The following is a 24,629-nucleotide window of genomic DNA, read 5'->3' on the forward strand; positions in this document are numbered from 1 at the left end:
GGTACGAAAGTAGAGCATAGTGATCCGGTGGTTCCGTGTGGAAGGGCCATCGCTCAAAGGATAAAAGGTACTCCGGGGATAACAGGCTGATCTCCCCCAAGAGCTCACATCGACGGGGGGGTTTGGCACCTCGATGTCGGCTCGTCACATCCTGGGGCTGGAGAAGGTCCCAAGGGTTGGGCTGTTCGCCCATTAAAGTGGCACGCGAGCTGGGTTCAGAACGTCGTGAGACAGTTCGGTCTCTATCTACTGTGGGCGTTAGAAATTTGAGTGGATCTGACTCTAGTACGAGAGGACCGAGTTGGACGAACCTCTGGTGTACCAGTTGTCCTGCCAAGGGCACTGCTGGGTAGCTACGTTCGGAAGGGATAAGCGCTGAAAGCATATAAGCGCGAAACCCACCACAAGATGAGATTTCTTTAAAGGGTCGTGGGAGATGACCACGTTGATAGGCTACAGGTGTAAAGGCAGTAATGTCATAGCCGAGTAGTACTAATAACCCGTAGGCTTATTGTACGCCGTTCTTTTTATAGGTACAACAAATGTTCATGTAGACTTTTCAATATGTCAACAATATACGGACCAAGTGTCCGAAAGACTTAAGGTGGTTATAGCGACGGGGCTCACCTCTTACCATTCCGAACAGAGTAGTTAAGCCCGTTAGCGCCGATGGTACTGCACTCGTGGGAGAGTAGGTCGCCGCCTTTTTTAAACACCCTTCCATTATACAATGGAAGGGTGTTTTGTTTTGTAAGGTATCTGGATTTTAAAGACTAATTGAGGAAAATTAATTATATTACTGACTAATTATTCTTACAGTTTCAAAATTGCTTATGAATCCAATAATTAAAGCCAATTTAAAAAGCCTTCAAAAAGCAACAATCTTATTATCAAATTTATCTAATGACCATTTAACCAATAAGTCTGTTTCCCCATACCATTCCAGTGTAGGATCACATATAAGACACATTCTTGATTTCTATAATTGTATTCTAAAGTCCAATAATAGTTTTGATTTAACTAATAGATGTCGCAATTTAGACGTAGAAACTAGTTGCGATTCGGCTTTAATTTACTTGAATACAATTAAAGATGGACTTCAAAATTTAAGTAGTAAGGACTTGGAAAGGGAAGTTTTGGTGACAGATGATTTAGGACTTGGGAAAGTAGATATAATCTATACATTTTCAGCTTTGCTGGCCCAAGCCAATAGCCACACGATTCATCATTATGCCATTATTAACTATATTTTAGATGGCATAAATATTAGTCTAACTGATTCTGATTTCGGTTATAATCCAACTACCCCTAAATCACTCAATTTGAATTAAACATACTATCAATAATGGTTTTAAGACCTCTAAAAGCCATGTAGATAGCAAAAAAACAAATTAATAATCCAACTATTAAAATAGGAATATATAAGGGTTTTTCTTGATTACTAAATGCAATGTGTAAAAAGATGGGTCCTAAAAACATGCATAGAAGAGCTATAGCCAATTTTTTAAGGCCATTAACCAAAACTTCTTTATTGGTGTGTTTAGTTTTCATTGCGAAAGTGCTCTATAGCAGATCTAACGCTGCCGTGTTCTTCTAAAAGTCTGTTGGCATCTTGGTATGAAATGTTCAATTCATGCATAATCATTTTAGTACCTCTATCGACTAGTTTATTGTTGCTTAATTGCATATCAACCATTTTGTTACCTTTCACTTTTCCTAATTGTATCATAACGGCAGTTGAAATCATATTGAGTACTAATTTTTGGGCTGTGCCTGCTTTCATACGTGAGCTTCCGGTTACAAATTCGGGTCCAACAATGACTTCTATAGGATATTTTGCAGTTTTTGACAATGGACTCCCTTGATTACAGGTAATACATCCAGTAACTATATCATTTTTATTACAGGTCTCTAGTCCACCAATAACATAAGGGGTTGTTCCTGAAGCTGCAATACCAATAACAACATCATTTGAATGGATATGGTATTGAGATAAATCATTCCATGCTTGTGTTTTTGAATCTTCTGCAAACTCCACAGCTTTTCTAATTGCCAAATCACCACCTGCTATTAGTCCAATGACTAATTCATGTGGAACTCCGAATGTTGGTGGACATTCAGATGCGTCAACAATTCCCAATCGTCCACTTGTACCAGCTCCAATGTAAAACAAACGACCCCCACTTTGTAATTTCGTTACAATTATGGTAACTAATTTTTCAATCGCTGGAATAGCATTTTTAACTGCCTTTGGAACTGTTTGGTCTTCTTTATTGATATTGGTTAGCAATTCAGAAACAGACATCTTTTCCAGATGGTCATAATTAGAATCTTGCTCTGTGGTTTTTGTAAAATCCATAAGTCAAAAATACTGATTTTTGAAGTATCAGTTTTGAACAGTGTATATTATTTCGGATACTTCAGACAACCTAAAGTAACCTAACGGGTAATTGTTTGGATTGGTAGTATTAATACAGTTTCCTCTTATTGTGGCAGGCTGGGTTTCGAATGGGCCGCCACCTTGACTGGTTTGTTGGAGCAATACAAACATAAACTCATAAAATTCTTCTGAAACACCGTAATTTCGAATAATAACGTCATCACCGGGATTTAAATCTTCTTCAACATAAAAACCGAAAATAAGATTCCCATTTACAAATTCATCTTTAAATGTATCTAAAGTTGGAGTTACTGGAATACTGGGTATATACTCAAAAAAATAAAAATTTTCTTCATCGGCAGGGTCAGTAAAAAAAGCTTTGATTTCTGTTTCTTCACCTGTAAAACCGCCTTCTAAATTTTGTTCTATATATTCCAATTCAGCAACAGGTAATAATGTGTCTGTTGCTGTATATGTTTCATTATTATAGATAATGGTTAGCGTATATTCTAAATTAATTACAGGTACAAAGTCTGAATTTTGGTAAATACCCGAATCTGTATCTTCTAAAAATGTGTAAATGTTATTTTCTTCGTCAGTAATGAATACTTGCGCACCATTGGCAGGAGGCACACCATTATCAAAAAATGGTGCCGTAAGCGTTAATTTAATGGACTGTTCATTTCCAGAAGTGCCTTTGAACCAATTGATAGATGCATCAATTACTAATTTTGGTTCTGATGTTGGAACATCGACATCAACGACATCTTCACAAGAATAGCTTGTAAATATGAGTAGTATGATATAAATGTATTTTAATTTCATTTTGTTAAAATGTAAAGTTATATGAAATTGACGGAACTATTCCAAATATGGATAGCCGGACTGCTTCGTTAACACCCGTATCTCTATTTTCCTGAAAATTAATAGATGCAGCGTTTCGTCGGTTATAAATATTATAAATTCCAAAAACCCATTCGCCTTTCCATCGCTTTTCAATATTGGGTTTAGGTGTAAATGTTGCGGAAATATCAAGTCGGTGGTATGCAGGCAACCTATATTCATTTCTCAAACCATAGTTAGGTATGGTAATTCCATTGTACTCATATTGAGCATTTGGATAAGTGACAGGTCGTCCCGTTTGAAACAAAAAATTCGTATTGAATCGCCATTTATTAGTTAAATCGTAACTTCCTGTAAATGATACATCGTGCGTTTTGTCATAAGGGGTAACATACCAATTGCCATTATTGATTCCTGGCTCCAAACTGTTTCTGCCAGGTGTTCGTTGTTCAGATTTTGAAAGGGTATAAGCAATCCAACCTTTGAACCTACCTTCATTTTTGCGAAACAATACCTCTAAACCATAAGCTCTGGCTTCACCATTCAAAATGACTTGTTCAATGGCATCATTGGCAATTAAATCAGCTCCATCAATATAATCAATCCGGTTTTTAACCTTTTTGTAAAAGGTTTCAACTTCAAGAGAATAGATATTGTTTTTAATATTTCTGAAGTAACCTAATGCAACTTGATCAAGTATTTGAGGTTTAATATACTTACCACTTGGTGCCCAGACATCTAATGGAGTTGGGGAACTCGTGTTGGAGATTAAGTGCAAGTATTGACTTAAACGGTTGTAACTAGTTTTAATGGAAGATTTGTTATTCAAAGTATACGACAAGGCGATACGTGGTTCAAAATTCCCAAATGATTTAATAACATCACTACGATTGAATTGTTGAGTGCCAATAGGTTCAGCCTTTTCATAAATTTGAAGTGTTTGATTAAAGTTTACTGCTTGATCATTTTGATAAAGATTAAGTTCGTCCTGACCTAACCTTAAGAATGAATTGTATCTTAATCCATAGGAGGCTGTTAAACTATTAGTCAATTTGTGTTCAATATCCAGATAGATTGCATTTTCTAAAGCGAACTTATCAATTAATTTGTCTAGATTAATCCCGAACTCGTCATTTGAGGGTTTAATTTCACCGGGATTAAATTTATGATAAATACTATTTAAGCCATATTGCAATTTTATTTTGTCGCTAACATAATGCTTGAAATCATATTTTAAATTAAAGTTCCTAATACCAGAATCCCAATTAAATCCAACGAAATCTAGTCGTAAACCGTAGTAGTAATCAGAATATATTACTGATAGATTGGAAAATAATTTGTCTGAAAACAGATGATTCCATCTAAAATTCAAAACGGTATTTCCATACGTATTTTTAAAGCTTTCATTCAAACTAAATACATCACGACCAAAATATCCTGATAGATAGATGTTATTGTTTTGGTTCAGCTTGTAACTTATTTTAGTGTTCAAGTCATAGAAGTATGCCTTATTTTGAACATCGAACAAAGGCAGAAATAAATGTGCGTATGTGGCTCTGCCACCTAATAAAAAAGAACCTTTACCCTTATTAATTGGGCCCTCGGCCAAAAGTCTGCTTGAAATTAGTCCAATCCCACCATTCATATGAAATTGATTACTATTGCCTTCTTTTTGGTATATATCTAATACAGATGAAACGCGACCACCATATCGTGCTGGAATACCACCTTTATACAATTTAAGGTCTTTAATGGCGTCTGGATTAAAAACAGAAAAGAAACCAAACAGATGTGATGAGTTATAGATAATAGCCTCATCTAATAGTATTAAATTCTGATCAGCGGCACCGCCTCGAACATTGAATCCTGAAGCGCCCTCTCCAGCGGTTGTCACACCAGGTAATAATGTAATGGCCTTGATAACATCGGCTTCGCCAAAAACCACAGGGATCTGCTTGATGGTATTTGCTGATAACGCATTGATACTCATTTGTGGTTTACGAATATTTAACCTTTCAACATCTTCTTTAATAACAACCTCATCCAAACTTTCAATAGACTCCACCAAACTAAAATCCTTTTTTAGATTTTGAGTTAAGTTGATTGTATCATTCAGGTTTTGATAACCTAGATAACTGACTACTAATTCATAGTTTCCTTGAGGTAACGTAATTGAATAGAAACCATACTCATTGGTAGTAGCACCTGTTTTTAATTCTGGGAAGATGATATTGACACCTATTAATGTTTCGTTACTTTCTGCATCAGAAACAATACCACTCAAAGTGAATTTATCTTGTGAGAATATATTATGACCAATAAATAAAAAGATAGCTAGGGTGCAAAAAAAACGGATGGTCATAAATAGCAATTTTAAATAAAACTATAAAAAAAGCTCCTTTTTAAGGAGCTTTTCATGTTAATATTATTATTAATTTATAGATTTTAATATCGTGTTCAATGTATTACTTGGTCGCATCACTTGGTTTGTTAACGCATCATTTGGTTCATAATAGCCACCAATATCTGCCGCTTTTCCTTGAACACCGTTTAACTCGTTAATGATGGTGGCCTCATGGTCTTTCAATTGTTTCGCAATAGGAGCAAACATGTTTTGTAATTCTAAATCTTTGTTTTGGTTGGCTAATGCATCAGCCCAGTGTTGAGCTAGATAGAAATGACTTCCTCTATTGTCCAATTCCCCAACTTTTCGTTTTGGAGATTGGTTTTTTTGTAATAATATCTCTGTAGCTTCATCAAGTGTTTCTCCTAAAATTGCCGCTTTTTCATTGTTGGTGAACTGACTTAAATGTTCAAATGAAACAGCAAGTGCTAAAAATTCTCCAAGCGAATCCCAACGTAAATGGTTTTCTTCAACCAATTGTTGAACATGTTTAGGAGCAGATCCACCAGCACCGGTTTCAAATAAACCACCACCATTCATAAGAGGTACAATGGATAACATTTTTGCACTAGTACCTAATTCCAGAATAGGAAATAAGTCGGTTAAATAATCTCTTAAAACATTACCCGTTACGGATATAGTGTCTTTCCCTGCCTTAACACGTTCTAACGTGAATTTAGTAGCTTCAATAGGTGAAAGAATTCGAATATCCAATCCACTAGTATCGTGATCCTTTAAATAGGTATTCACCTTTTTGATTAATTCGGCATCATGAGCTCTATTTTCATCAAGCCAGAAAACCGCAGGTGTTTGAGAGGCTCTTGAGCGGTTAACAGCTAATTTTACCCAATCTTGAATAGGAGCGTCTTTTACTTGACACATTCTCCAAATGTCACCAACTTCAACAGTGTGCTGAATTAAAGTATTACCGTTGGAATCAATAACAGAAACCGATCCGTCACTGGCAATTTCAAATGTTTTATCGTGTGAACCATATTCTTCAGCTTTTTGAGCCATGAGCCCAACATTAGGTACAGTACCCATTGTTGTAGGATCAAATGCACCATGTTCTTTACAGAAATCAATGGTAGCCGTGTAAACTCCTGCATAGCTGCTATCCGGAATCACCGCTTTTGTGTCTTGCTGCTTACCTTCTTTGTTCCACATTTGTCCCGAAGTACGAATCATAGCAGGCATAGAGGCATCAATTATAACATCACTTGGCACGTGTAGGTTGGTGATACCTTTATCACTGTTAACCATAGCCAAATCTGGTTGATTTTCATAAGCGGCCTGGATATCAGCTTTGATAGCCGCTTGTTTTTCTGAAGGTAATTCAGATATTTTACTCAATAAATTTCCAAAACCATTATTCACATCAACACCTAGTTCAGTTAGTTCTTGACCGTATTTATCGAATACATTTTTAAAGTATGTGCGTACTGCGTGACCAAAAATAATTGGGTCACTCACTTTCATCATAGTCGCCTTCATATGCAGTGAAAACAAAACACCTTGATTTTTTGCATCAGCAATTTCACGCTCTAAAAAACTTAATAAAGCTTGTTTACTCATTACCGTAGCGTCAATAATTTCACCAGGCAATAATGGAAAAGCAGGTTTTAAGATAGTTTCGTTTCCTTGAGTATCTGTATGAACGATTTTTATTTCAGTAGCATTTGGAACCGTGACCGATTTTTCATTGTGAGCAAAGTCACCAGCGTTCATAGTTGCTACGTGGGTTTTGGAGTCCTTGCTCCATGCTCCCATTGAATGTGGGTTCTTTTTGGCGTAATTTTTTACGGCCTTTGGAGCGCGTCGATCTGAATTACCCTCTCTAAGAACTGGGTTAACAGCGCTACCTTTAATTTTATCGTATCGATTTTTAACATCCTTTTCAGAATCTGATTTTGGATCGTCTGGGTAGTTGGGTAGTTTATATCCTTTATCCTGTAACTCTTTAATGGCTGCTTTCAATTGTGGCATAGAAGCACTAATATTAGGAAGTTTAATAATATTAGCTTCTGGTTTTTTTACCATTTCCCCTAGGATACCTAAAGCATCTTCTACTTGTTGTTCTGGAGTCAAGAAATCCGGAAATACAGCTAAAATTCTAGCTGCCAATGAAATATCCTTGGTATCTATATTGATGCCAGAAGGATTGGCAAAAGCCTTAACAATTGGTAAAAATGAATAGGTTGCTAATGCTGGTGCCTCATCTGTCTTGGTATAAATTATCGTAGAAGATTTTGTCATAATTGTTTAGAATTTTATTTTGAAGTAGTTGCAAAAATTTACGGAATTGCAAATATAACAAAATCTAAAAGATTATGGCTTTGGCTATTGTTTTAAATTACTAGTAATAAGGGATGGTTTCAGAGAAATTAAAAATCAATATTCAATAATTCGCCACTCATTTGCAAAACAGTCAGCTCGGCAATTTTCGCATCGTATTTTGCTTGATTTCTACTAATTTCAGCATTACGCAAATTTAATTGTGCTTGTCTGAATTCTAAAGAAGTAGCTTGACCCAGTTTATACTTTTCTTCGGTTCTATTAAAATTGTCCAGAGATGTTTGGATATTATTTTCTTGGACATTATAGATCAGTAATTTATTTTGATAGTCATCCCAGGCATTATTAAAGTCTCGTTCAATGGTTATTTCAATTTCTTCTTTTAAAAGTTTTTGATTTTCCAGAAGGATCTTTGTGTTTTTGATTTGGGTAGCTGTGCTACCACCATCAAAAATATTCCAATTGAGGCTTAAACCAGCCGATAGACCGTTACCCGTTACCTCTGAAACAAACGATGCCGCATTATTATTGCTTTTGTTCCAGCCATAGGAACCCAATAAATCCAAAGTTGGTAAATATCTTGCTTTACTGGATCTAATATCAATTTCACTTATTGAAATATTTTTATCAGCCTGTAATAGTGCCACATTATTTGACTTGGTTTTTGACATTAGGTCTTCTTTATTCAACTCCAATAGAAAATCCATATCGGTTTCTACATTGAAATCCTCATTTAATTGGGCACCTAAAATAACATTCAGGTCTCTTTTGGTATTTTTGAGTTGCTGTTTGATGTTTATGAGGTTAATACTATCATTATTAATATCTACTCGAGCATTCAAAACACCTAATTTAGTGTCTTGACCGTATTCAAATTGATATTCTGCGCGTTTGAGTCTATCTTTAGAAATGCTGAAAGTTTGTTCCAGAGCCGTTGTGTTTTCTGAAATTCGCACTACAGAATAATAAACTGTAAAAAGTTGTAAAACCACATTTTCAATGGTTTCACGAGCATCCAGTTTTGATAAGGAATATTCTTCCTGAAACCGTTGAATATTGTACTGTCTTCCCAAACCATCAAAAATGGTATAATTCAAATTTAAAGATGCATTATAATTTGAACTTTCAGCACCTGATAACGTTGTGGTTTCACCATTGGAAAATTTTGCTTCAGTGTTGTCCAAATTATAATTAGCACCTGCATTTCCAGAAAGTATGGGTAAATAGCCAGAATTTAAAATACTCGTGTTGTTTTCAGCAACTTCCACCGCATTGTTTGTTATTTTGATACCATAATTATGTTCCAGTGCTAACTCAAAGGCTTGATTTGTAGTCAAAATTTCTTGAGAGAATAGGTGTAACGAACTCAAAAACAACCCATAAAAAATAAAATGCTTAATGCTCATGTTCTTCTTTTAATTCTTTAATTGCTCTTTCAACTTCTTCTTTAGTTACAGACTTGTTAGTGTATAACCATTTAGCATTTTTCTTGATACTATTACTAAATGATAAAAATAAAGGTAATACCAATAAGGTCAATATGGTGGCATAACCTATACCAAATGAAATTGAAATGGCCATCGGTTTTAAAAATTGGGCCTGTCTGCTTTTCTCCAATAGAAGTGGCGCTAATCCGGCAATTGTTGTTAATGAAGTTAAGAAAATGGCTCTAAATCTGGATTTACCAGCTTCAGTTAGTGCAATATCAAATGGTAATCCTTCCTTGAGGTTACTATTGAATTTGCCTATTAAAACGAGGCCATCGTTCACCATAATACCAATAAGCGCTATGATTCCTAAAAGTGATAATGCATTAACTGAAAAGCCAAATAGCCAATGGCCCCAAGCTACCGCTGTTAAACTGAAAGGGACTAATAATAAAAGTAATAAAGGCTGACTGTAACTCCTGAAAGTAAAGGCAATAGTTATATAGATTAGTATTAAAATTGGAATACCAGCTTTGGCTATTGATGAAGAAAGTTTTTGCGCTTCTCGATTTTGGCCTTCAAAAGAGGCCGAAATAGTTGGGTACTTTGACTGTAGTTCTGGAATGGTATTATTTCTAATATCATCTAAAATATCAGTATTACTAGAACTAGGGTCTTTAAGGTCGGCTGAAATTCTGATTTCACGTTTACCTTCCAAATGATTTATAGCCACATCACCGCGTTCAATAGTATAGGTGGCAATATCCTTTAAAGTCACACGCTCACCCGAAGGCGTTGCGATGCGCATGTCTTCTAAATTATTAATAGATGCGCGATTATCTCTATCATAGCGGACCCAAACTCTAATTTCATCTTGCCCTCTTTGGAAGCGTTGTGATTGTGCTCCAAAGAAACCGGCTCGAATTTGAGACATAACCGTTGAAAGATCTAATCCTAGGAGGTAGGCGCTTTCTTTTAACTCCAAACGGATTTCTTTAATACCTGCAGGGTCATTATCCTCAATATCTTTCAGTAGCGGATTTTTTTCCAAGACATCTTTGAGCTCCACTTTTGCAGCTTTTAATTCCTCAATATTATTTCCCAACAAGGCAACAGAAACAGGACTGCCTCCAAAATTCCCACCTGAACCAAATATTAAGCGTTCTGTTCCAATGACTGGACCTACCAGTTCCTGTACTCTGTTGGCAACCAATGACGCATTAATTTCATCAGGCCGTTCTTCTCCAGGCAACATATTGATTGTCAAACTGGCACTAGAACTACTATTTAAAGATAATATGGTGTTCTCAAAAAGTTCTTTTTCAGTTCCCTTCAGATATTCATTAGTAAACTCGGTGTTGGCAATCAATGCCTTTTCTTCTATCATCGAGATAATGGAATCGGTCACTTTTACATTCGTTCCATTGGGCATATCCAATTCAATAGATATACGGTCACTGGCAATTGATGGAAAAGTAGTAACACCAATTATACCACCAAAAATAGATCCATAAGTCAAAACTAAAAGTGCGACAAAAATTCCTAGAGATAGTACCTTAAACTCAAGTACAAATTTTAAAGCTGGTGTATAAAACTTATCCCTTAAAAATTTCATGATGCGATCACCAAGGGCATTGATGCCGCGCATTTTTGCAAAAAACTGTTTTGTTTTTGAAGGATTGTCTTCTGGGACTTGTTTTCTTAAGGCTTTAGAGTGCGCCAAATGAGCTGGTAAAATGATTAAGGCCTCAACTAGAGATATGGTTAAGGTTAATATAACAATGACTGACACTTCACTGAAGAACTCACCAATTCTACTTTCCAAGAATAAGAATAGAGAAAATGCCAAAAGCGTTGTAATGATAGCTGAAACAACTGGCGGTATTACTTCCATGGTGCCATCAACAGCAGCTTGAATAGGCGTTTTACCCTTTTCATAATGTTGGTAGATATTTTCTGCAATCACAATACCGTCATCAACCAAAATACCAATGACAATAATCATCCCAAACAGGGACAAAACATTAATGGTAACATCAAACTGACCTGCAAATATGAACATTCCCAAAAAGGAAATAGGCAATCCAAAGGCAACCCAAAATGCCAAACGTGTGTTCAGAAATAAAGACAAAAACACTAATACCAACAGCATACCAGTAGCAGCGTTTTTAGTTAATAATTCTGTACGTTGATTTAGTGTAATTGAGAGATCCCGAACCACATTTAAGGACACATTCTCATGTTTTTGGTTATAGGTTTCAATATATTCCTTAACCTTATCAGCAGATGAGATTAAATCTTCAGTATTCGTACTCGTAACTGAAATGTTTATGGATAGCTGCTGATTAAAATAGGTAGCATTAGGTGTTTCTGAAAAACGATCCCTAACAATAGCAACATCTTTAAGGCGAACAGTTTTACCATCTAGTGTCGCCTTAATGACAATATTTGAAAGTTCATCGCCATAGTAAGAACGGTTGTTAGCACGAATCAAGTATTCTTCAGCATCCGTTTTGATATTTCCACCAGTGATAAGAATGTTGGATGAAGCCACAGCTTGTGCCACATCACTAAAAGTTAGATCGTAGGCTAATAAGTCGGTTTCATTAACAGCAATTTCAATTTCTTCTTCAGGGTAGCCTGTTACACTTACTTGTGAAATGCCATCAATGGTTCTTAAGTCGTTTTCAATTTGTCTGCCAAGTTGCTTTAATGTTTTTAACGGAACATTGGTTCCACTCAAAGCAAAGGAAATGGTCTCACGAATAGCTTCTTGTTTAGAAACCACTAATGGTTCCATGCCTGTTGGAAATGACGGAACTCGGTCCACGGCATTTTTAACCTCCAATAGCATGAAATCAATATTTTCACCTTTTTCAATTTCAACGGTTATAACACCACTGTTTTCACTGGAAGTAGAAGTAACACGGTCAATACCCTTTAATCCTTTTAAATTGTCTTCTATTTGAAGTACAATACCTTCTTCAATTTCTTGAGGTGAGGCACCAGGATATGTGATATTGACATTGATAATTTTGGAATCTACCAATGGAAAAAACGATGATTTCAAGGATAAGATTCCTAAAATACCAAAAGCAAAAAATGCTATTATAAATACATTAACCGCAACATGATATCGAATAAAATAGGCTATGATCTTCCTCATGTCTACTGCTTGTTTTTGGTATCAACAAATGGTTGAACAAGCATACCCGAGTAAGCACCTACAACCGGTTTGTCCAAAATAACTGTTCCATCCGGGACATTTTTTAAGACCACTTTGGATTCGGAATAAAAAACAGGCTTAACATCTATGACGTCCAAGATACTATCTCTAACTACAAAGATTTGGTCATTATCCAACATTAAATTTCTACTAATTTCAATGGCATTCGGCTCGTCTTTGGCATCCAAATTGGCTTCCAGATACATCCCTTCTTTGAGATTATCATTCGAAACTTCAATAAAAGCTGTAATCGTTTGAGTTGTAGCATCAATACTACCGTTAACGCGAGATACCGTTCCAGTATAACTTTCGGTATGTTCTAAATTGCTTAACGTGACAGATTCCCCAACTTTTAGAAGGCTGGCATAAGCCTTACTTAAAGCCACTTCCATTTCATAAACACTAGGGTCAATAAATTCTCCCAATTTTTGGCCACTTCTAATTAAGGAACCTTCGGTGACCAAAGCTTCGGTTAGAATACCACTGAAGGGTGCCGAAATATTGTATTTGGCTAACCGTTGTTCCTGGTTTTTAACATCATAATAATTGGAGATAATTCCTCTACCAGTAATAAAGTAATTTTCTTTAGCCGATGTTATTTCCGGAAGTTTTGGGGTGGTTTTATTTAAATCGAATGTATTCAAATACCCTTGCCATTTCTGATGCATTTCGGGAAAATCCAATCGAATGTCAGGCATGATAGCAGCAATGGAATTGTATAGATTACTTTTAGCCGATTGAACACTGGCGTAATATTCAGCTGCATCAATACGAATAAGAGCTTCACCTTTTGAGTATTCCTGACCTGGTTTAAAGAGCTTGCTTCCTGATTTAAAAATCCCTTGCACTTCAGCATATAATTCTACTCGGCGTTTGGCAACCAAACTACCATTTGCTGGAATTACGATGTTGATGGTTGAATTTTTTACGGTATCCGTAAAAACGGTTTTAATGATTTTATTGGCTACCGGTTTAGGTTTTGTTTTACTATCAATTAATTTTTTGGCAACAAAAAATGAACCTGCAATAAGCAGAATTCCAATGATGGTTAGAATAATATTGCGCATGTGCTTGAGGTTAATGCATGTTTAGACTACAAAGCTATTTGTAAGTTTAATTTTTAAGTCTTAAAAAAATCATAAAAAACATACTAAAATCAATCAATAATTATTTGAAAATCATTCAAGAGCATTAGGGCGCCTTCTTTTGAAAATTTGGCATTCTTCATTTTATTATTGGTAGGATTGATTCTAAAATGTAAAGCGGTTCTTAAATCGGCTTTCTCCAAATTTGTATTATCAAAAATAGCGTGTTTCAAATTACAATTTTGAAATAGACCTTCCGAAAGATTCGCATTAGTAAAATCAATTTGTTCTAAAATACAATTATTAAAACGTGGCTTGTTCAGGTTTTTACCGTAAAAAGATGAAAAGCTAAAATTGCAATTTTCTGCTTTTATAGAGAAAAGAAAATCACTGGATATGCTAAAGTCCACACCTAGCATTTTGCACTGTTTGAAAATAACATCTTTAAATAGCGTATCTTTTATTTTGATACCACTTAAATCGCAATCTAAAAACTCACAATCTGTAAAGGATACATAGGACAGATAAGATTCTGAAAAATTACAATTTACAAAGGTGCAACTGTCGTATTCTGCTTTTGGAAGTTCATTGTTGCGGTAATCATGTTTTGTAAAAGTCTTATCGGAAATGAAGGGAAGATTCATAGTGTTTTAACAAAGAGTGAAGATACATAACCTAAAGCGGAAACAAAAGTTTTAAAACTTTTGAGCTAATTAAATTTTTTTCAAATGCTGCCTTCATCACAATTTATGTCATTATTTTTTGTTAGATATGTTTGATTATATTTATATTTCATCCGCTAATTGTTTGATTGGCAAAATTGTAAATGTTGAAGAGCACAAATTTCTATTTTTATTTTCCGGGATTCTGTTTACTTGTGTTTGGTTTAATTGTTTGTTTTAATCTTTATGGAGAGCATGCTTATGATTCAAAAAGAGCAGTCTTTATAAAAAAAACGGGTAACAATTTCCAAATCATTAGAAATGGAAAACCTTTTTATATCAAGGGAGCCAGTGGTAAATATTATATCAGGGAGCTGTCTGAAGCAGGAGGTAACACTATCAGGCTGTATGACACTCTCCAACTTCAAGAAATTTTGGATGAAGCTCAAAAGTATGACATTGCTGTAATAGCGGGTATACATCTTCCAAAATTTAGAAAGAACAACAATATATATCTTGACAGTGCATTTCTAGAAACAACCAAAACCAAAATCAAGGCTTTGGTAAACAAACATAAAAATCATCCATCTCTTTTATTTTGGAATTTAGGAAATGAATTAAACTATCCGTTACCATCTGGACCAGAAACCAGTGGTTATAAATTTATTGAAGCTTATAATGAGCTAGTTGATCTTATTCACCAGGAAGATCCTAATCATCCTGTAAGTACTTGCTTGGCTGGTCCACCATTAAGACGAACCTTGAGCATAAATAGAAATTCGCCTCAAATAGATTTAATAGGGTACAATTCTTTTAGTAATATCAAACAGGTTAATTTTAACAGAAGAGGACTCATTTATGCGTCGTCACTATTAGATATTCCTTATTTTTTTGCTGAATGGGGGATTGATGGTCCATGGGAGGCCAAAAAAAATAAATGGATGGCTATTATGGAATCGTCCAGTACTGAAAAAGGTGAAATTTACGGTGATACTTATGATTCCTATATTAGGCCTTTGGATCAACAATGTTTAGGGAGTTTGGTTTTTTATTGGGGACATAAGCTGGAAGGTACGCCTACATGGTTTAATATTTTTGATGAAACAGGTAAGAAATCCCAAGCCTATTATAGTTTGGCCAAGGCCTGGAGTGATTCGTCATCAAATCAGGTATTACTTCCTGAATTAGAAAGAATGACATTGGATGGAAAAAGTATTGAAAATAGTGTCTTTAAATCAAATGATATTATTGAGTCTGAAATTTTCATAAATGACAAGATAAGTCAAGGAATAACATACAATTGGGAAATATATGAGAACGGATGGGAAAAAAAAGAATGGAAATTAAACAACAAATTGAATGAATCTGTGTTTCTAACTCAAGAATTGAACACAAGTAAAGTCACGATGAAAATGCCTGAAGAGGAGGGAGCATATAGAGTATTTGTATATGTATATGACACCCATGGTAACTTCGCAACGGCTAATATGCCATTTTATATTCTAAACCAGAATGAATAAAATCAAGGTAAAAGCTCCCGCCAAAGCAGAAAAACGGGTTATGAGGGCGCTCATTCTACTCGGTTTAGTGAGTGTGGGTAACTTTTTTTATTGGTTTTTTAAAGATGATCTTATAGCCAATCCATTGTTATATGGTATGTTACTGGCCCTAATTATCTTTGATGTTTTTAGACTAATCTATATATGGTATCATTACTGGAACATCACGGTTCCAAAGAGACCTGAAAATTCTCGGAATTATTCGGTAGACGTCTTTACAACCTTTTGTGATGGTGAACCGGAAGACATGGTCATCAACACCTTGCAAGCGATTCAAAAAATAAACTATCCGCATACTACTTATTTATGCGATGAAGATGATAATCCATGGTTGAAATCATTTTGTGAAAAGCACCATATTATTCATGTCACTAGAAATGATCGAACTGATGCCAAAGCGGGAAATATTAACAATGCCTTGAAAATTGCAAAAGGTGAAATTTGCTTGATACTGGATCCAGACCACATTCCTGAACCAAATTTTTTGGATGAAGTGATTCCTTATTTTGAAGATGATACTGTTGGCTTTGTTCAAACAGTTCAATCTTATTATAACGTTGATGAATCCAGAGTTGCTCAAGCCGCTGCTGAACAAACCTTTCAGTTTTACGGACCAGTTATGATGAGCATGAATACTTATGGAACCGTAAATGCTATTGGGGCCAATTGTGTTTTTAGGAGAGAGGCATTGGACTCCATAGACGGTCATGCTGCAGGCTTATCGGAGGATATGCACACGGCTATGAAGTTGCATGCCAAGGGTTGGAAATCGATTTATCTTCCCAAAGCACTTTCAGCAGGTTTGGCTCCCAAAACATTGTCTGCATATTATAAGCAACAGCTAAAATGGTCTAGAGGAACTTTTGATTTGCTGTTCACGGCTTACCCAAGATTGGCTAAATCATTCACCTTAAGACAAAAACTGCACTATGGTATTTTACCGTTTCATTATTTGGCAGGTTTCTTTTTTATGATCAGTTTTTTGATACCCATTATTTCATTGTTGTTTTCAACGACACCATGGAAAGGCAATGTCATTAATTTTGGTGCCATAGCATTACCTATTTTGGTGTGCTTAATCATTATCAGGTTTTATTCCCAAAAATGGTTAGTAAGAGAAAGTGAAAGAGGCTTTCATATCCTGGGCGGCCTACTTTTGCAATGTACCTGGTGGGTTTATATTAATGGTGTTTTGTTCACTATTTTCAGAAAAAAGGTACCATACCTACCTACTTTAAAGAACGATAAAAACGCTCCTGGTTTAGCCATTGTCTTACCTAATTTAATAATTGGCTTACTATGTATAGTTTCCATTGTGTTTGGTCTATTGAGGGACTTTACGCCATTTTCAATAGTCATGGCGCTGTTTGCATTTTGGAATGCCTGTATTTTGTTTTACACCGTAAAATTTGCTTATGACGATAGCCAAAAACGGTCTGAAGAAAAATTAGTTAAAAGAGCATCGCTTTCAAAATGGCTTTCCTTTAAATTATTCGACTTATCCAACAAAGCGGCATTACCTATTGTAATGATAACTTTAGCTGGCTCCATTTTTTTTCTCGCTAATGACGAAAAATCAAAACTATTCGGATTGAGCAACCAAACGAACCAAGAGGAAAATATTAAATACCTGGGTGTTTTTGCTCCCGAAAAAGATGATGGTATTACACATTTTGATCAAGTTCGATCTATTTCGGACCGATTAGACCAAAAGTTTGACATTATATCCTATTACATCCCATGGGATAAGAACATTGATAGTGGGTTTGATTGGAGTTTATTGGATTCCACCTATCAAAATAAGGCCATTCCATTAATTACATGGGAGCCATGGTTAAATACTTTTGAGTTTGAACAAGATAGTATACCACATGTCAATGATTTGATTTTATCTGGAGAACTAGATAATTTTCTCGAGAAGTTTGCCATCAAACTAAAAAAAATTAATAGGCCTGTTTTTTTAAGATTTTCCCATGAATTTGACAATCCGTTTTATCCATGGTACGATGATAGGGAGAATGCCCATTTAGTTTTTAAAAACGCCTGGAAACATGTACATGCTATTTTTAGTAAAAATGGCGCTGACAATGTTATTTGGGTGTGGAATCCATGGAAAGCTCAAAACATCAAAACGTATTTTCCAGGAAATGATTATGTTGATTGGTTTGGTGTTAACATATTAAATTATGCAACTTTTGGTAGTAAGGATTATTATGAGTTTTCTGAATTGTATGGGCCATTTCGGAATGAATGGCTTGAAATAGCCAATAAGCCTGTAATCATTGCTGAATTGGGCACTTTAAATGATAGTGTATATCAACAAAAATGGTTTGAAAAAGCTTTTAAATCCATGACCAATAAGTTCAAGGAAATTGATGCTGTTGTTTATTTCAGTAGCCATGTAGACGATAATTACCCAGCAGAATTTGAAAACGATGATTATTTAAACTGGTCATTAAATCCAATGAAACCTTTCCGTAGTAACTTCAAAATCAATGATGTGCCTAGCTATGTTTTTGAGGATTTGCCTGATGCTGACAATCAAGTCCCAAATACATCTGAATCAAAAAATGTTTTTAAAAATATAAAGGGAGTCAATTTGGTTAAAGGAAAAAAATGGCGTGAAGATTTTCATATTTTAAATAGGGAAAATCTTGTTATTGACTTTGAAAAAATGAAATCAGCAGGAATAAATACCATTAAGTTTGAAAACAATCCCATATACAACTATAATGTTATCAATTTGGCCAAAGAATATGGTTTAAAAATGGATTTTGGATTTGAAATACCTTCAAAATTTGATTTTGAAAAGGATACTACAGGTCTTCAAAAGTTAACGGAACAAATTTTAAAAACCATTGAGACTTATAAGAGTGAGGAGCATATTATGTCTTGGCATATCCAAAATGACGTGCTTTCATATCAAGAAGCGTATTTTAATAAACCCGAGATTTTTTATCAAAAAAATGCATACTTAAGTTGGCTGGATAATCTTTGTGGACAAATTAGGGAATTGGATGCAAGGCCCATCGTTATGGATATTGAAGTTAATCAGTATACCAAGGAGCACATCAAAATGATTTCAAGATCGATTCATGACAACATCATTTTTGGTTTAATTGCCAATCAGGTGGCATTTATTGGTGAAATAGAACATTATTTGAACCAAGAAAATTTACCATATCAGTTTAGTGTTGTCAACTTAAAGTCCTTGGAAGAATTAAAGCTAATTGAAAAAGATATACCATTTTATTTGCTAGAATGGCAAGATCAGTTTGCAATAAACTATTTGTCTTTTGATGGTTTAATTGATAGAAATGGATTGAAAAAAGCTGACTATTTTAAATTAAAAAAACTCCTGCTCGAAGACGAAACAGAATCAGAAACGTTTAAAATAAAAATTATAAAACCATTGAGAAGGATTGTGGAAGGCTATCCTGAAGAATATCATGCCATGATATTGGATACAACCCTTAGTTGGCAATTTGCGGATAAAAACGATGGATTGGATGTGCAATGGTCATTGATCAAGCTCAATGGATATGGCAACTATATCAGTGCTCAAAAAGTTGGTGAAGGCCCTGTTTTGACTTTAAAAATCCCTGAAAATTACGGGACATATAATTTGGAACTTTCAGTCACAAAAGGAGAAGTCACCAGAAATTACATAACACCTTTAAATACGCCATATATTTTGAAATAATCAGAATAATAAGGCAATCTTATAAAAAACAAAAGCCATATCACTTTAGAACTTAATCCGCTGTTGACATGGCTTTCTTCGAAACCTTTGGCGTGATCTAGAAAACATTGCTGCTCTCTCGTGTGAAATTACTTTCCCACTTTTCAATTCAAGTTACTTGGTTTCAAAAAAACATTTTTAATATTACAACTTTCAAAATGTATTGACCTGTTGTTAAAAATGTTTCTGTTTAATTGCTTTTCTTGATCTATCGTCTGCCGTAATCCATTTTCATGACTTACACCATCCAATACATTGCTACTATTACACAGCTATCACTTTCGATTCTACTGCCTGTCATAGCTTTCCACTTTCCAGTTTCTGCCTGCCGAAGCATGCAACACTTTTAAAGCTTCTTGGCTTCTTCACTAAATATGCTTACACATACCGTTTCAAAAACCTCAAAAAACAATTATTATAAAGAACGTTACTTTATACGATTTACAGAGTTAAGCAGTTATTTTCAAACTAACACCAACCGAAGTTGTCCCTCAATCGTTTTGCTAATATAGGATGACATTTTAAAATTCCAAATTTTTTAAGGTATTAGATATCAACCAATTATAAACCGGAGTTATTAACTTTTGTTAATAAAAAAAGCCCTGTAAAAACAGGGCTTTCCAACGTTATCAACTAATTATTAACGTTTCATGCTTTCTTTAATTCTTGCTTTCTTACCAGTCAAGCCTCTGAAGTAGTAAATACGTGCTCTACGAACGCTACCACGTTTGTTCACTTCAACTTTTTGCAAAGCTGGCATGTTTACTGGGAATATACGCTCAACGCCTACAGTTCCAGACATTTTTCTAATAGTAAAGGTCTCGGAAGCACCTGTGCCTCTTCGTTGGATTACAACGCCTCTAAAAAACTGTGTACGTACTTTATCACCTTCTCTAATTTCGTAATAAACCGTAATAGTATCACCAGCACTAAACTCTGGGAAGTCTTTTCTTGTTACAAACTCGTCTTGTACAAATTTTACTAAAGATTCCATATCTTTAAATTTAATAGTATTGATTCGAAACAACATTCACGATTCTCGCCAGAGGTTAACCCGAAATTGGGTGCAAAAATAGTGAATAAATAATAATTAGCAATTATTAATTTTATCTTTTTTGGTTTCTTTAAAAAGATTTATTCATTTTACTCATCTAACAAATCGGGACGTCTGCTTTTGGTACGTTCGTAAGCTTGATCTTCACGCCATTTTTCAATTTTTGGGAAGTTACCACTAAACAAGACTTCAGGTACGTCCCAGCCTTTGTAGCTACGCGGTCTGGTATAAATGGGTGGTGCCAATAAATTGTCTTGAAACGAATCGGTTAGGGCAGAGGTCTCATTTCCTAATACGCCTGGTATCAATCTAATAACCGCATCGCACAACACAGCTGCTCCCAATTCGCCTCCAGACAATACATAATCGCCAATAGAAATTTCACGGGTTATAAAATGATCACGCACACGTTGGTCAACACCTTTGTAATGACCGCACAGGATAATGATATTTTCCTTTAACGAGATTTGATTGGCGATACCTTGATTCAGGGTTTCACCATCTGGTGTCATATAGATGATTTCATCATAATCACGTTCGGCTTTTAAACCCGAAATGCATTTATCTATGGGCTCAATCATCATAACCATGCCAGCGCCACCACCAAACTGGTAGTCATCCACCGATTTATAATTGTCTGTAGTATAATCCCGAAGATTATGAAAATGCACCTCTACCAAGTTAGCCTCAATGGCACGTTTTAAAATAGACGCTTCAAATGGACTATTAAGTAATTCAGGTAAAACGGTAATGATATCAATACGCATAGTCTTGCTTTAGACTGCAAATATACTTGAAACGTTTTTATTCATTTTGCACGTAATCACATTCTTTGTCAATGACAATTGTTTTATTCATCTTCTGATATTGAATAACCTCTTCCTTCACCTTAAGTTTTCCGTAATAATCGAATAGCAGTCTTTCTTTAAATATTCCGTTAGGAATATTTCTTTTGCTTTTCCATTCTTCATAAGGGGTAGAATAAATAAAAATTGGTAAATGAAAATCCGTGTTTGGATAAATAATATAGGTTTCGTATCCCAGTTTCTTTCTTTTTTTTCTTTTAGGTTTAATAGAGGTTAACTCATATCGCAAATATCCAGTACCATCAATTATTGTATCGTTTAGATTGATGAAGTCATAGTCATTTATTAAATGTTTAAAAGGATTTTTGCGTTTATGGACATAAATGCAATCAACATTTATAAATTCAGCTTTATTTAAATCAGATTTCAAGAAATTGACATTAAAATTCAATCCATTTTCATCTTTAAAAATCATATTATAATTAAGGCTATCTATTTCAGTAATTTCTGCTAAGTAATTATTGCTTTTAGAGTTTGTAAAGTAATATCTCGAAAAAGTCTTCTCAATTAATGAATCTTTGTAAATCGTGTAATTCAATTGAATTAAATAATCAAACTTATAGTGCTTTTGTGAATAAGATAGAAATGTCGAAAATGTTATTACTAATAATATAAGCTGTTTCATCAATTGTTTATTACTAATTGAAATAATATTTATTAATATCAGGAGCAAACGAAGTTCGTTGATTTTAACTTTAAAACAAAAAAAATCTGTAAACAATTGCTTACAGATTTTAGTATGATTTTAAGGGAGTTAAGTATTAACTGCCTTTTTGCTTGTTTAATTCATCTTGTAATTGACGTCTTACTTTTTGTTCTCGCTCTAAAGCGGTACGTCGGTGTTCGTCAAACTCTTCTTCAATTTCGGCCAAATTCTTTTTAGCTTCCTTGGTTACCGCATTACTATTTTTAAACTTATAAATAAACAACAATAATAAAGCCAGCAACGCTGCAATAATAGACCACATCAATACATTATAACTGGACTTGCTCATTTGCATACCAAAAAGTGCCATATTGTTCTTTTCTTTATTGGTAGCATCCAGATTTTCCTGTGTATTGGTCAGGTTGGCTTTTAAATCGGTTATTTCCTTTGCTTGTGTATTGACAATGGTTTGGGTGTCAGCCAAATCCTTACGTAAGGTTTTTAGCGAATCGTTGGTATGCGCCTGTAAGGTCTCCAACATATTACGGTTTACGGCTTCATACATTTGACCATTGGTGCCTCTAAAGTTTCCAGACTTTTTCAGTACATATTCAAACTGGTTGTTAATGGTACTGTTGTCTAAAGATAGTCCGTCGTCTTCGTCATTGGTTTCGGTTTGGGCTTGTAGTGTTTGGAAACCACATAGCATAAAAAGTGCAATGGCTAGAAAGTTTAACGTCTTCATTTGGTTTTTGTTAAGTTTTGTTGTGTTACGAAAATAAGAAAATATGTTTAGTTAAAAACAGATATATTAAAAAGCCTCACTGGGTGAGGCTTTTTTTATATACGGACGTATTATTAATTTGGATTACTTTCCTACTAATAATAGGTGTAACGTCTTACTTTGGCAATGTATTTAGCCAGTCTAATAACCTGATGGCTATAGCCATACTCATTATCATACCAAATATATAAAATAGCATTTTTTCCATCTTCACGTACAATGGTTGCTTTACTATCATAAATAGCAGGAGCCGAGCTACCAACAATATCGCTGGATACTAACTCATCACTCAATTCGTATTTAATTTGCTCAACCAAATCACCTTCCAAGGCATATTTTTTAAGAATGGTATTGATACCATCCAATGAGGTTTCTTTTTCCAATTCCAAATTCAATATAGCCAAAGATCCGTTTGGAACAGGCACACGAATGGCATTTGAGGTTAACTTACCTTCTAATTCAGGTAAAGCTTTGGCAACAGCACTTCCAGCACCTGTTTCAGTAATAACCATGTTTAGTGCTGCAGCACGACCACGACGGTATTTTTTATGGAAATTATCTACTAAATTTTGGTCATTGGTGTAGGCATGAATGGTTTCTAAATGACCACTTTTTACACCAAATGAATCTTCAATTGCTTTAAGAACTGGTGTAATAGCATTAGTTGTACAAGATGCTGCCGAGAATATATCAACAGAGTCTGGATTGTGATCTTTTTGGTTGACACCATGTACAATATTAGGAACGCCTTTTCCAGGAGCCGTTAATAAAACCTTGTCCGCACCTTTGGATGTTAAATGTCTTGATAAAGCCTCTTTATCTCTAAAGGCACCAGTATTATCAATTACCAAAGCATTGTTGATGCCATAGGCTGTATAATCGATCTCTTCAGGATTATTGGCAGAAATAATGTTAACTGTTGTACCATTGATGATTAATGCTTTATTTTTAATATCAGCTACTACAGTCCCAGAAAAATCTCCGTGAACAGAATCATTACGTAGTAACGATGCACGTTTTTCCAAAACTGTTTCATTGATGTCACCTCTGGTCACAATAGCACGTAAACGCAATTGGCTTCCCTTACCAGTTTTGGTCATAAGTTCTCTTGCTACCAAACGACCAATTCTACCAAATCCATACAACACCACATCTTTTGGCTGAATAGCTTTTTCTGATTTGGCACCATTGAGTTTATCAGCTACAAATGCTAACGCGTTGCTGAATTTTTTCTCCTCTAAATGATACTCATACGTTAATTTACCAATGTCTAATTTGGCAGGTGGTAAATCCAATGTTTTGATGGCTTGTGCAATTTCTACAGAATCGAAAATAGAAATCGGTTTTTGAACAAACTCACAGGCATACTCGTGTAAGTTTAATATTTCGCTGACATTTCTATCAATTAACTGATTTCTAAAAAGTACCAATTCAATGGACTTGTCGTACCATAAATCGCTTACAATTTTGATAAATTCAACAGTTGCACGTCTACGGTCTGCTTGAAATGCTAATTCGCTTTCATAAGTTTCGTTAAAACTCATTGTTTAAAATTTTAGTGTGTTGTTTTAAATTTTTTGCAAAAGTAACACATTTCAAACGTTTTCGTTTACAATTTTTTAAAATAAAAAATCCCTTTAACGTTAAAAGTTGTTA

17 protein-coding genes and 2 rRNA genes (1 of these 19 only partly in view) are annotated in these 24,629 nt (G+C 34.8%); 5 read left to right on the forward strand and 14 right to left on the reverse strand.

Annotated features, from left to right (window positions below):
• The 3 genes from ACKXGU_RS13260 to ACKXGU_RS13270 form a co-directional block, all read left to right on the forward strand.
• Positions 1–516: ribosomal RNA gene (locus ACKXGU_RS13260) — 23S ribosomal RNA — on the forward strand (it extends 2,306 nt beyond the left edge of the window).
• A gap of 84 nt (positions 517–600) precedes the next feature.
• Positions 601–708: ribosomal RNA gene (rrf, locus tag ACKXGU_RS13265) — 5S ribosomal RNA — on the forward strand.
• Positions 709–833: 125 nt separating this feature from the next.
• Positions 834–1,331: a hypothetical protein gene (locus ACKXGU_RS13270; protein WP_463465753.1), complete on the forward strand. Its 498-nt coding sequence runs from the start codon at positions 834–836 to the stop codon at positions 1,329–1,331.
• On the opposite strand, the gene ACKXGU_RS13275 is transcribed toward ACKXGU_RS13270, so the two are convergent.
• The 9 genes from ACKXGU_RS13275 to ACKXGU_RS13315 all read right to left on the reverse strand — a co-directional run bounded on the left by ACKXGU_RS13275 (position 1,318) and on the right by ACKXGU_RS13315 (position 14,304).
• Positions 1,318–1,551 carry a DUF6095 family protein gene (locus ACKXGU_RS13275; protein ID WP_463465754.1) on the reverse strand — a complete coding sequence of 78 codons (234 nt, stop codon included), beginning with the start codon at positions 1,549–1,551 and terminating at the stop codon, positions 1,318–1,320. The genes ACKXGU_RS13270 and ACKXGU_RS13275 overlap by 14 nt on opposite strands.
• Entirely contained in the window at positions 1,541–2,359 is an 819-nt protein-coding gene (murQ, locus tag ACKXGU_RS13280; protein WP_463465755.1) for an N-acetylmuramic acid 6-phosphate etherase, read from the reverse strand. Before murQ ends, ACKXGU_RS13275 begins: the two co-directional genes overlap by 11 nt.
• A gap of 27 nt (positions 2,360–2,386) precedes the next feature.
• A complete protein-coding gene (locus ACKXGU_RS13285; protein WP_463465756.1) occupies positions 2,387–3,205 on the reverse strand; it encodes a DUF4249 domain-containing protein in 819 nt (272 codons plus the stop codon).
• 4 nt (positions 3,206–3,209) lie between these two features.
• A complete protein-coding gene (locus ACKXGU_RS13290) occupies positions 3,210–5,585 on the reverse strand; it encodes a TonB-dependent receptor (RefSeq protein WP_463465757.1) in 2,376 nt (791 codons plus the stop codon).
• Between the two features lie 69 nt (positions 5,586–5,654).
• Entirely contained in the window at positions 5,655–7,883 is a 2,229-nt protein-coding gene (locus ACKXGU_RS13295; RefSeq protein WP_463465758.1) for an NADP-dependent isocitrate dehydrogenase, read from the reverse strand.
• Between the two features lie 128 nt (positions 7,884–8,011).
• Positions 8,012–9,328, reverse strand: coding sequence for a TolC family protein (locus tag ACKXGU_RS13300; RefSeq protein WP_463465759.1), 1,317 nt, complete (start codon positions 9,326–9,328; stop codon positions 8,012–8,014).
• The gene (locus ACKXGU_RS13305; RefSeq protein ID WP_463465760.1) at positions 9,318–12,515 is read right to left on the reverse strand and encodes an efflux RND transporter permease subunit; all 3,198 of its coding nucleotides are present in this window, start codon (positions 12,513–12,515) and stop codon (positions 9,318–9,320) included. Before ACKXGU_RS13305 ends, ACKXGU_RS13300 begins: the two co-directional genes overlap by 11 nt.
• Positions 12,516–12,517: 2 nt before the next feature.
• Positions 12,518–13,642 carry an efflux RND transporter periplasmic adaptor subunit gene (locus tag ACKXGU_RS13310; protein ID WP_463465761.1) on the reverse strand — a complete coding sequence of 375 codons (1,125 nt, stop codon included), beginning with the start codon at positions 13,640–13,642 and terminating at the stop codon, positions 12,518–12,520.
• An 89-nt stretch (positions 13,643–13,731) separates the two neighbouring features.
• Complete coding sequence (locus ACKXGU_RS13315; RefSeq protein ID WP_463465762.1) at positions 13,732–14,304, reverse strand: pentapeptide repeat-containing protein; 573 nt, start codon at positions 14,302–14,304, stop codon at positions 13,732–13,734.
• 182 nt (positions 14,305–14,486) lie between these two features.
• Here ACKXGU_RS13315 and ACKXGU_RS13320 point away from each other — a divergent pair, with 182 nt between their 5' ends.
• On the forward strand, positions 14,487–15,842 hold the full coding sequence (locus tag ACKXGU_RS13320) for a glycoside hydrolase family 2 TIM barrel-domain containing protein (protein ID WP_463465763.1): 1,356 nt from the start codon (positions 14,487–14,489) through the stop codon (positions 15,840–15,842).
• The gene (locus tag ACKXGU_RS13325; protein WP_463465764.1) at positions 15,835–19,584 is read left to right on the forward strand and encodes a glycosyltransferase family 2 protein; all 3,750 of its coding nucleotides are present in this window, start codon (positions 15,835–15,837) and stop codon (positions 19,582–19,584) included. Before ACKXGU_RS13320 ends, ACKXGU_RS13325 begins: the two co-directional genes overlap by 8 nt.
• A 679-nt stretch (positions 19,585–20,263) precedes the next feature.
• Here the strand turns inward: ACKXGU_RS13325 and rplS are convergent.
• The 5 genes from rplS to ACKXGU_RS13350 form a co-directional block, all read right to left on the reverse strand.
• The gene (gene rplS, locus ACKXGU_RS13330) at positions 20,264–20,617 is read right to left on the reverse strand and encodes a 50S ribosomal protein L19 (RefSeq protein WP_103052626.1); all 354 of its coding nucleotides are present in this window, start codon (positions 20,615–20,617) and stop codon (positions 20,264–20,266) included.
• A 149-nt stretch (positions 20,618–20,766) separates the two neighbouring features.
• A complete protein-coding gene (gene trmD / locus ACKXGU_RS13335; protein ID WP_463465765.1) occupies positions 20,767–21,444 on the reverse strand; it encodes a tRNA (guanosine(37)-N1)-methyltransferase TrmD in 678 nt (225 codons plus the stop codon).
• A 37-nt stretch (positions 21,445–21,481) separates the two neighbouring features.
• Positions 21,482–22,168 (reverse strand): hypothetical protein, encoded by a 687-nt coding sequence (locus ACKXGU_RS13340; RefSeq protein ID WP_463465766.1) that lies wholly within the window; start codon positions 22,166–22,168, stop codon positions 21,482–21,484.
• A gap of 136 nt (positions 22,169–22,304) precedes the next feature.
• Entirely contained in the window at positions 22,305–22,934 is a 630-nt protein-coding gene (locus tag ACKXGU_RS13345) for a tRNA (guanine-N1)-methyltransferase (RefSeq protein ID WP_463465767.1), read from the reverse strand.
• Between the two features lie 134 nt (positions 22,935–23,068).
• On the reverse strand, positions 23,069–24,517 hold the full coding sequence (locus tag ACKXGU_RS13350) for a glyceraldehyde-3-phosphate dehydrogenase (RefSeq protein WP_463465768.1): 1,449 nt from the start codon (positions 24,515–24,517) through the stop codon (positions 23,069–23,071).
• Between the last annotated feature and the right edge of the window lie 112 nt (positions 24,518–24,629).

The sequence above is a fragment of the Hanstruepera sp. CR43 genome, from assembly GCF_055227665.1.

What these genes read in the sequence shown, in the direction of transcription:
- ACKXGU_RS13320 (WP_463465763.1), top strand. Translation starts at nt 14,487, where the DNA reads ATGTTGAAGAGCACAAATTTCTATTTTTATTTTCCGGGATTCTGTTTA.
- ACKXGU_RS13275 (WP_463465754.1), bottom strand. Translation starts at nt 1,551, where the DNA reads ATGAAAACTAAACACACCAATAAAGAAGTTTTGGTTAATGGCCTTAAA.
- ACKXGU_RS13340 (WP_463465766.1), bottom strand. Translation starts at nt 22,168, where the DNA reads ATGAAACAGCTTATATTATTAGTAATAACATTTTCGACATTTCTATCT.
- ACKXGU_RS13310 (WP_463465761.1), bottom strand. Translation starts at nt 13,642, where the DNA reads ATGCGCAATATTATTCTAACCATCATTGGAATTCTGCTTATTGCAGGT.
- ACKXGU_RS13295 (WP_463465758.1), bottom strand. Translation starts at nt 7,883, where the DNA reads ATGACAAAATCTTCTACGATAATTTATACCAAGACAGATGAGGCACCA.
- ACKXGU_RS13350 (WP_463465768.1), bottom strand. Translation starts at nt 24,517, where the DNA reads ATGAGTTTTAACGAAACTTATGAAAGCGAATTAGCATTTCAAGCAGAC.
- ACKXGU_RS13285 (WP_463465756.1), bottom strand. Translation starts at nt 3,205, where the DNA reads ATGAAATTAAAATACATTTATATCATACTACTCATATTTACAAGCTAT.
- ACKXGU_RS13345 (WP_463465767.1), bottom strand. Translation starts at nt 22,934, where the DNA reads ATGAAGACGTTAAACTTTCTAGCCATTGCACTTTTTATGCTATGTGGT.
- murQ (WP_463465755.1), bottom strand. Translation starts at nt 2,359, where the DNA reads ATGGATTTTACAAAAACCACAGAGCAAGATTCTAATTATGACCATCTG.
- rplS (WP_103052626.1), bottom strand. Translation starts at nt 20,617, where the DNA reads ATGGAATCTTTAGTAAAATTTGTACAAGACGAGTTTGTAACAAGAAAA.
- ACKXGU_RS13325 (WP_463465764.1), top strand. Translation starts at nt 15,835, where the DNA reads ATGAATAAAATCAAGGTAAAAGCTCCCGCCAAAGCAGAAAAACGGGTT.
- ACKXGU_RS13305 (WP_463465760.1), bottom strand. Translation starts at nt 12,515, where the DNA reads ATGAGGAAGATCATAGCCTATTTTATTCGATATCATGTTGCGGTTAAT.
- ACKXGU_RS13270 (WP_463465753.1), top strand. Translation starts at nt 834, where the DNA reads ATGAATCCAATAATTAAAGCCAATTTAAAAAGCCTTCAAAAAGCAACA.
- ACKXGU_RS13290 (WP_463465757.1), bottom strand. Translation starts at nt 5,585, where the DNA reads ATGACCATCCGTTTTTTTTGCACCCTAGCTATCTTTTTATTTATTGGT.
- ACKXGU_RS13315 (WP_463465762.1), bottom strand. Translation starts at nt 14,304, where the DNA reads ATGAATCTTCCCTTCATTTCCGATAAGACTTTTACAAAACATGATTAC.
- trmD (WP_463465765.1), bottom strand. Translation starts at nt 21,444, where the DNA reads ATGCGTATTGATATCATTACCGTTTTACCTGAATTACTTAATAGTCCA.
- ACKXGU_RS13300 (WP_463465759.1), bottom strand. Translation starts at nt 9,328, where the DNA reads ATGAGCATTAAGCATTTTATTTTTTATGGGTTGTTTTTGAGTTCGTTA.